Source organism: Streptomyces sp. NPDC050147 (genome assembly GCF_040660195.1).
In the GTDB taxonomy this organism is placed as follows: domain Bacteria; phylum Actinomycetota; class Actinomycetes; order Streptomycetales; family Streptomycetaceae; genus Streptomyces.
Genome location: NZ_JBFALJ010000007.1, coordinates 296,259 through 309,535 on the forward strand (window position 1 = coordinate 296,259; position 13,277 = coordinate 309,535).

The window sequence follows — 13,277 nt, forward strand, 5'->3', positions numbered from 1 at the left end:
CGGGCATGCTGGGATGAGGCCATGACCGCATCCGAGCATGCCGCCCACCTCGCCGAGCTCAATGTCGCCACGCTCCTCCATCCCATCGACGACCCGCGCATCGCGCCGTTCGTCGAGCTGCTCAATCCCGTCAACGCCGCCGCCGACGACGCCCTCGGCTTCGTGTGGCGGCTCGTGGAGGAGGGCGCGGCCGACGCCACCGGCATGCGCCCGGCGGGCGAGGACGTCATCGTCAACCTGTCGGTGTGGGAGACCCAGGAGGCGCTGTGGGACTTCACCTACCGCAGCGGACACCTGGAGGTGATGCGGCGGCGCCGCGAGTGGTTCGAGCGGCACGTCGAGTCGCACATGGTCCTCTGGTGGGTCCCCGCCGGCCATGTACCGACGGTCGGCGAAGCCTTGGAGCGTCTGGCGGACCTGCGGGCACACGGACCCTCCCCGCGCGCGTTCACCTTCGCCTCGTCGTACACCGCTGCCGAGGCCGCGGAGGAGTCTCAAGCCGTGCCGCCGACGCGGCCCGAGCAGGCCGTCCCGAGCGGTCGGTCCACGCCCGCCGAAGACGCCGCGGTGGTGTAGGACCGGGGGTGCCGATGAGTTCCGCGTCGCCGCGTCGTCTGCATGAGGGAGGGCCCCCCTTCCGCGCCTGCGGAGGCCCGATGAGGTGACAAGGAGCGTGCACATCGTGGACCAGGAGAACGTGAGCGCCACCCTGACCGTCGCGGCGTCCCCCGCGGAAGTGTTCGCCGTACTGACGGACCCGACGGCTCATTCCGCGATCGACGGCACCGGGTGGGTCCAGGAACCCGTCGACCGTGCCCCGTTGACCGAAGCGGGGCAGATCTTCCGGATGGCCATGTCCCACCCCGACCACCCGGACGGTGAATACCGGGTGGCCAACAAGGTCGAGGTTCTCGACCCGCCGCGAGCCATCGGCTGGCTGACGGGCGAGGAGAAGGAAGACGGCCGACTGGAGTTCGGCGGCTGGGTCTGGCGCTATGGTCTCGTGCCGCACGGTCCGTCCGAAACCGAGGTCACGCTCACCTACGACTGGTCGGCGGTGCCGCAGTTCATCCGCGAGTACCTCGAGTTCCCGCCGTTCGGCCCCGAGCATCTCCCTGACTCCCTGCACCACTTGGCCGAGCTCGCCGCACCTGCGTCCCGGCCCTGAACGGGCCTGAATGGTCGGCCGGTCTCCCGTGCGGCGATTCCCGAGCCCAGCCCCGCATCTGCCAGAAGGGCACTAGTCGTGGGAGAGGAGGCCGGTGCGGAGCGTGGCGAGCGTGCTCGACAGGAGGCGTGAGACGTGCATCTGGGAGAGGCCCAGAGCGGCGCCGATCTGCGATTGGGTCATTTCCTGGCCGAAGCGCATCTCGATGATGCGCCGTTCGCGCTCGCCGAGTTCGGCCAGGAGCGGGGCCAGGGCGTGCAGATCCTCGAACACCTCGATGGCCGGGTCCTCCTGGCCCATCGTGTCGGAAAGCGAGCGGCCGGCGGCGGGGGCCCCGCCCTCCTCGCCCTCACCGCGCGGGCTGTCCAGTGACCCGGCGGCATAACCATTGGCCGCCACGATCACCTCCAGGACCTGTTCCTCCGTCACCTTGAGTTCGGCCGCGAGCTCCGCGACCGTTGGTTCGCGGCCGAGCGTCGAGGACAACCGCTCCTGGCCCTTGACCAGTTGAAGACGCAGCTCCTGCAGTCTGCGCGGCACGTGCACGGCCCAGCTCGTGTCACGGAAGTAGCGCTTGATCTCGCCGAGGATGTAGGGGACGGCGAAGGAGACGAACTCGAAGCCGCGACCGATGTCGAACCGGTCGATCGCCTTGATCATGCCCACGGTACCGACCTGGACGATGTCCTCCAGCTGTCCGTTGCCGCGGTTGCGGAAGCGGCCGGCCACGTAGTGCACCAGGGAGAGGTTCATCTCGATCAGTGTGTTGCGCGTGTAAACGTAGGCGGGAGAGCCCTCCTCAAGTGTCTGGAGCTCCTCGAAGAAGAGCTTCGACAGCTCACGGGCGTCCTTCGGCGCGACCTGGTCGGCCTCCTCGATCAACGGCAGCCCGTCGCTCCCGCCCTGAGCCGGCAGCCCGTCACTTTCGCCACGCACCCGCAGCTCGTCGCTCTCACCCCGCGCCCACTCGGCCGGCGCGGCGGCTTCCTCCACGTCCGCTGCTGCCTGCAGAAACATCGTCCGACTCCTCGCTCTCTCGTCCTGCATCGCTCAGTTCGCCGTGACCATGAAGGCGTTGCCCTCGGGGTCCGCCAGCACCGCTTCGCGTCGGTTGCGGGGCCCCACGGGCGGTGCGACGACCCGTCCGCCCCAGCCGACGGCCGACACGGCGGCCATGTCGACGTCGGCCACGCGAAAGCACGGGTGCCAACCGGGCGGCGCGGCGTCCCTGAACGCGGCGACGGTGCCCAGCCCGTCACGCACCTCGATCTGCCCGCGGGCGTACTCCACCTCGCAGCAGTCACCTGACGTGCCGGCCCAGTCCAGTACGTCCCCGTAGAAGTAGGCGGCGGCGAAGATGTCCCGGGTGTGCAGTTCGAGCCGGGCGACGGGGCCCGCGCCCACCTTCCAGCGGTGGTCGGGGGCGCGTTGGCGCAGGCCGAACACCGCTTCCTGCGGGCCCGCCGCCACCGCGAGCCGCCCGGTCTCGGTGCTCAGCGGACCTACGGCGACGGTGGCGCCGCGCTCACGCAGCCGGCCGACCGTCGCGTCCACGTGGTCGACACCGAAGTACGGAATCCACCCCGCCGAGACGCCCAGGTCACACGTGGCCTGGCTGATGCTTCCCACCGGTGCGCCGGCCCGCAGCGCCAGAGAACGTACCCTGCCCTGCGCGCCGAGCAGCGGGACGTGGCACCAGCCCAGAACACGGGCGTAGAACTCCTTCGCGGCCTGGGCGTCACCGGAGGCCAGGCTCAGCCAGCACGGTGCGCCGCGCTTCCTGGCCGTAGCGCCCGGCGGCAGACTGTTGCCGGGCAGGGAGGGCAGCGGCTTGTCGGGCGGCGGGACCAGGCGGAGCCCTCCGGCCTGCCGGAACGGCCTGACGCCGGTCCACGTGCGCCCTGCCTCCCGGCGCCGGACTCTCGCGTGCGGGGCGGTCCCCTCGCGCCGCTGCTGCTCACGCTCTCTGCTCACACCGATGTCCCTTGGCACAGCGCCCTCTCCCGTCTGGTTCCGGCGGTCTCGCCAGTGATTCCGCAGACAGGAAGCGCCATACCGGGACCTTGCTCATCCATCCGAGGGACCAAGGCCCTGACCTGGCCGTTGCCAAAGCCCCACGCCCGCTCCCTGCCGGGTGGCGTGCGGGGCAGGGGCCTGAAGCGAGTCTTTGGTCCAGTTCCGGCAGAGCGATTCAGGAACGGCTCGACGCGAGGCAGGCCTCACCTACGGGGGTACGGGGGTACGGGGGGATGGCGGCCGGCCCAGTGGCTGCCATATCCGTCCACCGGTTCCTCAGCCGCGCCTGCCGTGCCTCACGCTCGTCGCATCGGCGGCACCGCGTCCGCTATCACGTGGGCCGTCCGGCGCCCGATCGCCGATACGGACGGCTCGTTCGCCGGCAGGCACCGCCCCGCGGTGGGCTCGTACACACAGCCCAGTACCCCGGCGTGGTCGGTGACCGGCTCGGACAGTTCGGAATTCCAGCCCTGGGAGAGCAGGGCTTCGTGCAGTTCACGCGAGGAATCGACGGGCACGGCTTCGTCTGCCGTGCCGTGCACGAGCCGTACGGGTATCGGCGTCACCGCCCGTCCGACGGCTTGGAGGGGCACGGTGCCCGTCGTGCGTGCCGGGCGGCGGTAACCGCCCGCGATGCCCACCACCGCGGCGGGCCGCGGGCCGTCGAAGGGTTGCGCCGTGAGGGCCACTCCCACCGCGGCGCCCGCCCCCGCCGACCACCCCGCGAGAACCAACTGACCGGGCCCGTCGAAGAGTTGACCAAGGTGATCTTGGGCGTACCGCAAGGAGTCGATGAGATGCTCCCGGCCGCCGTCGGGCTGGTCCGAGCGCCAGTCCGGGACGAGGACGGTGGGACCCAGCCCGGCGACCTCCCGGGCCAGCGCGGCCAGCATGTCGCGCTCATCGGGCCCAGTTCCGTGCCACAGCAGCACACACCGGTTGTCCCGCCGCTCGGAGGCGTAGACGTCGAGGAGTTTGCTGTCGCCGCCGGTGGCGTAACGCACCGTCCGGGTCGTGATCGTCAAGTCCGTTCCTCATCTCGGTCAGTATCTCGGTCAGCACTTCAGGGACGAGGCTCTCGGCCAACACCCCCTCGGCAGATTCAAGGAAAGTCGTACGTGGCGATGTCGAGAACTCGCGTCCGGCTCCGTCCTCGTAGTGAACGCGACCACAATGGGTCGCACCAGCACCGAGGAGAACACCATGGCCAAGTACCTGCTGCTCAAGCACTACCGTGGCGCCCCGACTCCGGTCAACGACGTGCCGATGAGCCAGTGGACGCCGGAGGAGATCTCGGCGCACGTGCGGTACATGAACGACTTCGCGGCCCGGCTCGAGGAGAGCGGTGAGTTCGTCGACAGCCAGGCGCTCGCCCCCGAGGGAACGTTCGTCCGGTACGACGGTGAGGGCCGCCCGCCGGTCACCGACGGCCCCTTCGCCGAGACCAAGGACCTCATCGCCGGGTGGATGGTGATCGACGTCGACAGCCACGACCGTGCCCTCGAACTGGCCGGGGAGCTGTCGGCCGCCCCCGGCGCGGGCGGCAAGCCGATCCACGAGTGGCTCGAGGTCCGCCCGTTCCTGGGCGCGCAGCACACCGTCACCGAGTGAACCCGGACATGGACGAGAGCCGGCTCCGGAGCCTCACTCCGAGCGTGCTCGGCATCCTCGTCCGCCGCGGAGCCGACTTCGCGGCGGCCGAGGACGCCGTGCAGGACGCCCTGGTCGAGGCGGTCCGCGTCTGGCCGGCCGAGCAGCCCAGGGACCCGAAGGGCTGGCTGGTCACCGTGGCCTGGCGCAAGTTCCTCGACACGACCCGCGCGGACACCGCCCGCCGCCGACGGGAGGACCGTGTCGACGAGGAACCGGCGCCCGGACCCGCCCCCGCCGCGGACGACACGCTCCAGCTCTACTTCCTGTGCGCCCACCCGTCCCTGACACCGTCCTCCGCGGTCGCGCTGACACTGCGTGCCGTCGGCGGTCTCACCACCCGCCAGATCGCCCAGGCCTACCTGGTCCCCGAGGCGACCATGGCCCAACGCATCAGCCGGGCCAAGAGAACCGTCTCCGGCGTGCGGTTCGACAGGACAGGCGATGTCGCCACCGTGCTGCGCGTTCTCTACCTGGTCTTCAACGAGGGCTACTCCGGTGACGTGGACCTCGCCGCCGAGGCCATCCGGCTCACCCGGCAGCTCGCCGCCGCGATCGACCACCCCGAGGTGGCGGGCCTGCTCGCCCTCATGCTGATCCACCACGCCCGACGCGACGCCCGCACCGCGTCCGACGGCAGCCTGGTGCCGCTCGCCGAGCAGGACCGGGGCCGGTGGGACACCAAAGCGATCGCCGAGGGCATCGGGATCCTGCACGCGGCGCTCGCCCGCGACCGCCTCGGCGAGTTCCAGGCCCAGGCCGCCATCGCGGCGCTCCATGCCGACGCGCCCACCGCCGAGGAGACCGACTGGGTGCAGATCGTCGAGTGGTACGACGAACTCGCGAACCTGACCGACAGCCCGGTCGTCCGGCTCAACCGCGCGGTGGCCGTCGGCGAGGCCGACGGGCCGCGCGCAGGCTTGGCGGCGCTCGCGGCGCTCGACGTCTCTTTGCCCCGCCACACCGCGGTGGCGGCGTACCTTTACGAGCGCGACGGCGACCTGTCGACGGCGGCGCGGCTGTACGCCGAGGCGGCCGAGAAAGCGCCCAACCTGCCCGAACGCGTCCATCTGACGCGTCAGGCAGCTCGGCTCAACGCCCGGCTCAACGCCGGCCGAAGCGGCTGACGGGCCGCGCGCGGCGTCCGGCGCGGGAGCCCGCGCAGTTCAGGGCTTCCCGCGTTCCCGGACGATATCGGCCGGGTCCTTGTCGTCCCGCAGCCCCTGATAGCGGGGGTGGCGCAGCATGCCGTCGCGCGTCCACTCCGTGAAGGCGACCTGAGCCACGAGACGCGGCCGTGCCCAGTGTGCGGTCCGCTCCGGTACCGGGTCCCCGAACGGCGAGCCCGTCACCTGGAGTTCGTCGAGTTCCCTCCGCAGGGCCAGCAGGGTACGCCGGTCGAAACCGGTGCCGACCTTGCCCGCGTAACGCAGCCGTTCGCCCTCGTAGTAGCCGATGAGCAGCGCGCCGATGCCCTCGCGGCTTCCGGTGGGTTCGGTGAACCCGCCCACCACGAACTCCTGGCCCCGGGAACACTTCAGTTTGAGCCAGTCGCCCGAGCGGCGCGCCTGGTAGGTGCTCTCGGCCCGTTTGGCGATGAGGCCCTCCCAGCCGCGCCGGCAGGCGTCGGCCAGGAGTTCGGGCCCGCCTTCGTTGCGATGGGTGCTGAACCGCAGCGGGGCCGTGAACGTGATCGAGCGGCGCAGCAGGGACTTGCGGGTGCGCAACGGCAACCGCCGTACGTCCATGCCGTCGAGGCGCAGCAGATCGAAGACGTAGTAGGTGACCGCGACCGTGCTCGCCGCGATGTCGGCGGGCCGCGTGAGCCCCATGCGCTGCTGCAGTCGCCCGAAGTCGGTTCTGCCGTGCGAGTAGGCGACGATCTCCCCGTCGACCGTGAAGTCCTCGCAGTCCTGTCCCGAGAGCGCGTCGATGATCTCCGGATACGTGGCGTCGAGCCGTCGCCCGGACCGGGACCGGAGCGTCGTCCGGCCGTTCTCGCGCACCGCGAGCGCCCGGATGCCGTCCAGCTTCCGCTCGAAGATCCAGTCGTCCGTGAAGAGACGCCGCTCGGTGAGCGTCGCCAGCATCGGGGAAGCGGCCAGTTCGGCACCCGGCGCCGCCTCCCGGACGCGCCCGTCCAGGCCCGGCGGCAGGCTGTCCAGCAGGCTCGTCATCGCTGCTCACCGCGGTCGGAATGCCATGTCGGCGCGTCCGGCGCCTCGGCGACCTGGCGCAGCGTACGGCCGCTGCGTGCTGACCGCGCCCGCCGTGGGTCCGGGGTTCCGCCGCCCGAGCGGTGTCCGGTCCGCACGAGCAGCCAGGTCGGCTTCGCGGCGGAGCCCCCGCTCTTCTCCTCACGCCCGTGGAAGCGGGTGAGCGCGTACTGCCCGCGCAGTTTCTCTCCGTGCAGATCGAACGTGGCGTGGCCCTTGTCCAGGGCCTCGCCGAACGGCACCGGCCGGTTGCGCTTGTCGTGGCTGGTGGGCCGGTAGGTGCCGCGGCCCCAGACGATGACGGTCCCGCCGCCGTACTCGCCCGAAGGGATCACCCCCTCGAAGTCCCGATACTCCAAGGGATGGTCCTCGGTGGGGATGGCCAGCCGCTTGTCGTGCGGGTCGGTGGAGGGGCCCTTGGGGACCGACCAGGACTTCAGTACGCCGTCGACCTCCAGGCGGAAGTCGAAGTGCATCGTGCTCGCGTCGTGGATCTGCACCACGAACGTGGGCTCGTCGGCTGTCTCCGGCGTGGCCGCGTCTCGCGCCGAGGGCTCGCCGCTCGGTTCGCTCGTCTTGTCGAAGTGCCGCTTGCCGCGGTAGGTCCGCAGCCCGTCCTTCTCGCTCACGGCGGGCCCCTTCCGTCGGGTCGCTGATCCGTTCGCCGATCCGTTCGTGCGGCGCGTACCCGTGATCACTTCTGGCACGCGTGCGCCCGACAGGTGACCTGCCGTGACGGGTCGGCTCGGCCCCGGCCAGGTTATGCACCTCCGATCTCACCCGCACGGCGAGCGCACCCCGGCCGGCGGCCGAGTGGCCTGGGCCGAAGCCCCGCGGGGACTCGTATGTGTGGGACCGCGGCCCGCGGGACACCCGATGCTCGACGGCACACGTTCGCGCTGGTCGCACACCGTGAGCGGTGCCAGGCGTTCGCGCCCGCGAGTGGCGCGGAGCAAGCTGGAGTAAGTGGATCAGAGAGCGGACCAGAGAAGGGAAGAGCACCCATGGGTGACACCCCGCAGGACCCGACGACAAAGCACCCGCAGCCCGATTTCGCCTCGCAGGACCAGGAGCCGCCGGGCTGGACCGGCCCGATGGACCCGCCCCCGGACCACGGTGAGGAGTCCTACCGGGGGAGCGGGCTGCTGCAGAACCGGGCGGCGGTCGTGACCGGCGGCGACTCCGGCATCGGCCGGGCCGTGGCTCTCGCCTACGCACGCGAGGGTGCGGACGTCCTGTTCACCCATCTGCCCACGGAGGCGGAGGACGCCCAGGAGACGGTCCGCCTCGTCGAGAAGGCCGGGCGCCGCGGTCTGGCCGTGCCGTGCGATATCCGTGAAGAGGAGCAGTGCCGGCGCCTCGTCGAGCGAGCCGTGGCGGAGTTCGGCCGCATCGACGTACTGGTCAACAACGCCGCCTATCAGATGTCCCAGCCCGACGGCATCACGGAGATCTCCACGGAGCAGTTCGACCGCGTCGTACGCACGAATCTGTACGGCATGTTCTGGCTGTGCAAGATGGCCGTGCCGCACATCCCGTCGGGCGGGTCCATCATCAACAGCACGTCGGTGCAGGCCTACAAGCCGAGCCCCCACCTGCTCGACTACGCCATGACCAAGGGCGCCATCGTCACGTTCACCCAAGGGCTCGCGCAGATGCTGGTCGAGAAGGGCATCCGCGTCAACGCCGTCGCTCCGGGGCCGGTGTGGACGCCGCTGATCCCGGCCACGCTGCCGGACACCCAGGAGTTCGGCAAGCAGGCCCCGATGGGCCGCCCCGCCCAGCCCGCCGAGATGGCGCCCGCGTATGTGTTCCTGGCCTCGGAGCAGGCCAGCTTCATCACCGCCGAGATCATGAACGCCACCGGAGGGACACCGCTCCCGTGACCCGGCCGCGGGAGCGGGGAGACCGCGAATCCATCGGCGTGAAGGAGGCGGTGGCGTGAGCCCCACTGTCGAGCTACAGGTCGGACGACGCAAGGTCGAAATCAAGCGAGCCGAGAAGGAGCTGTTCCCGCAGGACGGCATCACCAAGGCCGATCTCGCCGAGTACTACCGGCGTGTGGCACCGCGCATGCTGCCCGAGCTGCGCGGCAGGCCCGTGATGCTGGAGCGAATGCCGGACGGGATCGACGGCGACCGCTTCTACCAGAAGGAGGTCTCCGACTACTTCCCCGACTGGATCCGGCGCGCCACGGTGGCCAAGGAGGGCGGCGAAGTCACCCATGTCCTCTGCGAGGACACGGCCACCCTCGTCTATCTCGCGGGCCAGGCCTGCGTCACCCCCCATCGCTGGCTGAGCCGAGCCGACCGGCCGCGCCGCCCCGACCGCCTCGTCTTCGACCTCGACCCGCCGGGCGACGACTTCGAGGCCGTGTGCAGCGCGGCCCACCGCCTGCACGAACTGCTCGAAGAGCTGGACCTGCCGTCGGGCCTGATGACCACCGGCTCACGCGGTCTGCACGTCGTCGTACCGCTGAACCGGCGCGACGACGCCGACGACGTGCTCGCCTTCGCCCGTTCCGTCGCACAGGCCCTCGCGGCGCAGTACGAGAAGGAGCTGACGGCCGAGGCCCGCAAGGACGCGCGCAAGGGGCGGCTGTATCTGGACGTCGCGCGCAACGGCTACGCCCAGACCGTGGTCGCCCCGTTCGCCGTCCGGTCCAGGCCGGGAGCGCCCGTGGCCGTGCCGTTGGGCTGGGACGAACTGGATGCCCCCGGGCTGACCGCCCGCCGCTGGACGGTGACCGACCTCGGCGACCGCCTCGATAAGGACCCCTGGGCGGGACTCGCCCGCCGCGCGCGCGGCGTGACCGCGGCCGCCCGGCGCCTGCGAGAACGGACGCAGGCATAACGGCGCCCGCACGCCTGCACGGGAGACCCTGCGCTCAAGGAGCCGACCGACGCCATCGTGCAAGTGACGTCCACCGGAGTCTGGGGCTCGGACCTGCATCTGTACGAGGTACTAGGGCAGGCGGAACTCCTTCGGGTGCCGTTCGGCAACACCTTGCCCATCAAGGTGCCGACGGGCTCCGCGGACGACCGGTTCGTCTACCTCTCCGACGTACTTCCCACCGCCTGGCAGGCAGTGGAGTACGCCGACGGTGACGGCGTCAAGGCCTTCGACCTGCGCCGTTACGGCAAGGACCTCGGCAGCGCGGTCCGCGACCTGACCGACGGGCGCGGCACGGACGCCGTCATCGACGCCGTAGGGATGGAGGCGCACGGCGCCCCTGGCCAAAGCGGCCCACTGGGGCGTGGGCCTGCTGCCCGGCGCCATGGCCGCAAGGCTGATGGAGCGCGCAGGCGTCGACCGACTGGGCGCCCTGTACGCGGCGATCGACATCGTCCGACGCGGCGGCACCATCTCCCTCTCCGGTGTCTACGGCGGCGCGCTCGACCCGATGCCCCTCCTGACCATGTTCGACAAGCAGGTCCAGCTGCGCATGGGGCAGGCCAACGTCAGGCACTGGGTGGACGACATCCTGCCGCTGCTCACCGACGAGGACCCGCTCGGCGTCGATGACTTCGCCACCCATCACATGGCTCTGGAAGAGGGTCCCAAGGCGTACCAGATGTTCCAGGACAAGGAAGACGGGATGATCAAGACGCTGCTCAGGCCCTGATCCCGGGTTTGGAGTTCACCACGAAGCGGGCCCCGTCGGGGTCGCTCAAGATCGCCTCCGCCGCCCCCTGCCCGCCCTGCAGGACACTGCCGCCGTAGGCGCGCGCGGCCCGGGCGCAGGCGTCCACGTCGTCGACCGTGAAGTGGATCTGCCAGTGCGGCCGGATCTCCGGATCGGGCGCGGATTCGATCGCGCCCGAATGGATGCGGGCCACGATGACGCCCTGGCTGCGCAGCACGACCCGTTCGTCCTCGTAGTCGACCTCGCAGCAGCCTGAGGAGGTGGTGGCCCATTCGAGGACCTCCGCGTAGAAGATGGCGGCGTCGAAGGCGTCCCGGGTATAGAGCTCCACGAAGACAGGGGCCGCGCGGCGCCACGCCTCCCAGTCGGAGACGAGTTCACCCTCCCAGATGCCGAAGACGGCCCCCTCGCGGTCGGCCAGGAGAGCCGCCCGCCCCGGAGGGAAGGAGATGGGGCCCACAGCGGTGGTTCCACCACGCTCCTGGCTGCGTGCCACGGTCTCGTTCGCGTCGGACGCGGCGAAGAAGGGTGTCCAGGCGATGGCCGCCTGCCCCACGGCCTCCACGGCGGACACCCCCGCCACGGGCACCCCGTTCACGCTCGCGAACCTGTACTGGTCGCCCAGCTTGCCGACGCGCCAGTCCCACCCCAGTACGGCGTGGTAGAACTCCTGAGCGGCCTCCAGATCTCGCGTGGTCAGGCTGACCCAACAGGGTGCGCCGAACACCGCGCTGCTGGGTACGTTCCGGATTGCAGATGCCTTGTCGCTGCTCATCTTTGTACCGTTCTGAGGTCGAAGGACGCCCCACCCTCTTCAGGCTACTGACGCCCGACCTTGTGCGGTCGGGAGACGGCCCGTACCAGCGGCCCGCGCCCGTGATCCCTGTCGGCTCCATCATCCCCACCGCGGGGCTTCACGTCGCGCCAGGCACGGGGGAGCAATGCCCTTACATGGATCTCCGCGGGCCGGGAACCCGGGGCACGAAGAGGGCCGGAGGCCGACGAGACCCGTCAGTGCATCAGCGCATCAAGCGACCGGTGTGAGCATTATTTCCATATATGGGGTAGATGGGTGATATGCGTACTCACAGTTATACCGTTCTGGCAGTCGAGGGTGGCGGCTCGCTGATCTTCATCATCGTCGGCCTAGCCGTGGTCATCGGCCTGCTCGCCATGTTCGTCAGTGGACGGCGCCGCGCGGCCCGCCGCACCGAGCCGACCACACCCTCTCAACACGTCGCTCCTCCCAGCGGTGAAGCCCAACGCGGCACCACCTGGCAGACGCCCGACGACGACCCCGACCAGGGACACCCTCACCCCCGTTGAGGGGGTCTGGCGCCGGCGGCATGGCGCGAGGCAGGGTTCTCTCGCCGGAGACGAGTGCGGGCGGCGAGCCCGCCCAGGAGGGGAGACATCACCGCCATGCCAGCTCAGCGAGGACTCGGAGTGGCCGTCATCGGCACCGGGAAGATGGGCGCGGATCACGTGCGCCGGCTCCATGACGTCATCAGCGGGGCGCGGGTGGCGGCCGTCGCCGACATCGAGGCGGAGCGGGCGAAGTCCCTGGCCGCCACGATCGACGGGTGCACGGCCTACACGGACCCGGCGGCCGCCATGGCGTCGGGAGAGGTGGATGCCGTACTCATCGCTTCTCCCGGCCCGGCCCACGAAGCGGCCCTGATCGAAGCGCTCGGCCGGGACCTGCCGGTGTTGTGCGAGAAGCCGATGACACCGGACACGGCCTCCTGCCTGCGGGTCCTGGAGGCGGAGCGGCGGCTCGGGCGCCGGCGCATCCAGGTGGGCTTCATGCGGCGCTACGACTCCGAGTACGTGAAGCTCAAAGGACTGCTCGACGGCGGCGAACTGGGCAGGGCGCTGATGCTGCACCAACGTCACCGCAACCTGGCCATGCCGCCGGGGTTCACCGACGACATGCTCATCACCAGCTCGGTCGCCCACGAGGTGGACGCGACCCGCTGGCTGCTCGGACAGGAGATCGTGGCGGTCGCCGTGCACAGACCGGCGCCGTCGTCCCTCGCCCCGGCGGGCATGAACGACCCCCAGTTCGTCCTGTTCGAGACCGCCTCGGGCGCGCTCGTCGACGTCGAGATCTTCGGCCACTGCGGTTACGGCTACCAGGTCCAGGCCGAGGCGGTCTGCGAGCGGGGAACCGTGCGCATCGGGGACGAACAAGGGCCCCGCGTCAGCGTCGACGGCCGCTGGGGAGGCCACGTACCCCCGGACTACGTCGAGCGTTTCGAGGACGCCTACGACCGTGAGGTACAGGCATGGGTGGACGCCACCCGCAGGGGTGAGGTCACCGGCCCCAGTGCCTGGGACGGGTACGCCGCCGCGGCCGTGTGCGAGGCGGGCGTCGTGTCCCAGCGGGAGGGCGGGCGGGCCGAGGTGGAACTGATCGAGCGTCCGGCCTTCTACGGGTAGACCGCTCGGCGGGACCGGGAGGCGGAATCGAGCGGCGGGGCAGAGCGGGGGGGGGCGGGGCCGGGGGGCCCCCCCCCCCGGGGGGGCGGGGGTGCGGGGCGGCAAGGGGCGGACCGGGAGTACCAGCTTGCCCGGGAAG

Annotated in this window: 14 protein-coding genes and 1 pseudogene; 9 read left to right on the forward strand and 6 right to left on the reverse strand. The window is 70.9% G+C overall.

Annotation, left to right across the window (positions count from 1 at the left end; genetic code table 11):
• Window positions 1-21 precede the first annotated feature (21 nt).
• Window positions 22-576, forward strand: coding sequence for a DUF3291 domain-containing protein (locus tag AB0I94_RS14535; protein ID WP_363309869.1), 555 nt, complete (start codon window positions 22-24; stop codon window positions 574-576).
• Window positions 577-682: 106 nt separating this feature from the next.
• Window positions 683-1,168: an SRPBCC family protein gene (locus tag AB0I94_RS14540; protein WP_363309870.1), complete on the forward strand. Its 486-nt coding sequence runs from the start codon at window positions 683-685 to the stop codon at window positions 1,166-1,168.
• 72 nt (window positions 1,169-1,240) lie between these two features.
• Here AB0I94_RS14540 and AB0I94_RS14545 read toward each other — a convergent pair whose 3' ends face one another.
• From AB0I94_RS14545 to AB0I94_RS14555, 3 genes are all read right to left on the reverse strand, one after another.
• Window positions 1,241-2,185, reverse strand: a complete 945-nt coding sequence (locus AB0I94_RS14545) for a SigB/SigF/SigG family RNA polymerase sigma factor (protein WP_363309871.1) — start codon at window positions 2,183-2,185, stop codon at window positions 1,241-1,243.
• A 33-nt stretch (window positions 2,186-2,218) separates the two neighbouring features.
• A complete protein-coding gene (locus AB0I94_RS14550) occupies window positions 2,219-3,142 on the reverse strand; it encodes a VOC family protein (RefSeq protein WP_363309872.1) in 924 nt (307 codons plus the stop codon).
• A 338-nt stretch (window positions 3,143-3,480) separates the two neighbouring features.
• Window positions 3,481-4,209 carry an alpha/beta hydrolase gene (locus AB0I94_RS14555; protein WP_363309873.1) on the reverse strand — a complete coding sequence of 243 codons (729 nt, stop codon included), beginning with the start codon at window positions 4,207-4,209 and terminating at the stop codon, window positions 3,481-3,483.
• A gap of 178 nt (window positions 4,210-4,387) precedes the next feature.
• Here AB0I94_RS14555 and AB0I94_RS14560 point away from each other — a divergent pair, with 178 nt between their 5' ends.
• Together AB0I94_RS14560 and AB0I94_RS14565 are read left to right on the forward strand one after the other, a co-directional pair.
• Complete coding sequence (locus tag AB0I94_RS14560) at window positions 4,388-4,795, forward strand: YciI family protein (protein ID WP_363309874.1); 408 nt, start codon at window positions 4,388-4,390, stop codon at window positions 4,793-4,795.
• A gap of 8 nt (window positions 4,796-4,803) precedes the next feature.
• Complete coding sequence (locus AB0I94_RS14565; protein ID WP_363309903.1) at window positions 4,804-5,961, forward strand: DUF6596 domain-containing protein; 1,158 nt, start codon at window positions 4,804-4,806, stop codon at window positions 5,959-5,961.
• 39 nt (window positions 5,962-6,000) lie between these two features.
• Here AB0I94_RS14565 and ligD (AB0I94_RS14570) read toward each other — a convergent pair whose 3' ends face one another.
• Both ligD (AB0I94_RS14570) and AB0I94_RS14575 read right to left on the reverse strand, forming a co-directional pair.
• Complete coding sequence (gene ligD / locus AB0I94_RS14570; protein WP_363309875.1) at window positions 6,001-7,011, reverse strand: non-homologous end-joining DNA ligase; 1,011 nt, start codon at window positions 7,009-7,011, stop codon at window positions 6,001-6,003.
• The gene (locus AB0I94_RS14575; RefSeq protein WP_363309876.1) at window positions 7,008-7,679 is read right to left on the reverse strand and encodes a DNA polymerase ligase N-terminal domain-containing protein; all 672 of its coding nucleotides are present in this window, start codon (window positions 7,677-7,679) and stop codon (window positions 7,008-7,010) included. The genes ligD (AB0I94_RS14570) and AB0I94_RS14575 overlap by 4 nt, the downstream gene beginning before the upstream one ends.
• Window positions 7,680-8,054: 375 nt before the next feature.
• Here AB0I94_RS14575 and AB0I94_RS14580 point away from each other — a divergent pair, with 375 nt between their 5' ends.
• The 3 genes and pseudogenes from AB0I94_RS14580 to AB0I94_RS14590 all read left to right on the forward strand — a co-directional run.
• Window positions 8,055-8,936, forward strand: coding sequence for an SDR family oxidoreductase (locus AB0I94_RS14580; RefSeq protein WP_363309877.1), 882 nt, complete (start codon window positions 8,055-8,057; stop codon window positions 8,934-8,936).
• Window positions 8,937-8,991: 55 nt separating this feature from the next.
• On the forward strand, window positions 8,992-9,903 hold the full coding sequence (gene ligD / locus AB0I94_RS14585) for a non-homologous end-joining DNA ligase (RefSeq protein ID WP_363309878.1): 912 nt from the start codon (window positions 8,992-8,994) through the stop codon (window positions 9,901-9,903).
• A gap of 24 nt (window positions 9,904-9,927) precedes the next feature.
• Window positions 9,928-10,675, forward strand: a pseudogene (locus AB0I94_RS14590) (glutathione-dependent formaldehyde dehydrogenase); the annotation flags it as partial.
• Here the strand turns inward: AB0I94_RS14590 and AB0I94_RS14595 are convergent.
• On the reverse strand, window positions 10,665-11,471 hold the full coding sequence (locus tag AB0I94_RS14595) for a VOC family protein (RefSeq protein ID WP_363309879.1): 807 nt from the start codon (window positions 11,469-11,471) through the stop codon (window positions 10,665-10,667). The pseudogene AB0I94_RS14590 and the gene AB0I94_RS14595 overlap by 11 nt on opposite strands.
• Before the next feature lie 302 nt (window positions 11,472-11,773).
• Here AB0I94_RS14595 and AB0I94_RS14600 point away from each other — a divergent pair, with 302 nt between their 5' ends.
• Window positions 11,774-12,022: a DUF6479 family protein gene (locus AB0I94_RS14600; protein ID WP_363309880.1), complete on the forward strand. Its 249-nt coding sequence runs from the start codon at window positions 11,774-11,776 to the stop codon at window positions 12,020-12,022.
• Window positions 12,023-12,118: 96 nt separating this feature from the next.
• A complete protein-coding gene (locus AB0I94_RS14605; protein ID WP_363309881.1) occupies window positions 12,119-13,138 on the forward strand; it encodes a Gfo/Idh/MocA family oxidoreductase in 1,020 nt (339 codons plus the stop codon).
• Window positions 13,139-13,277 lie beyond the last annotated feature (139 nt).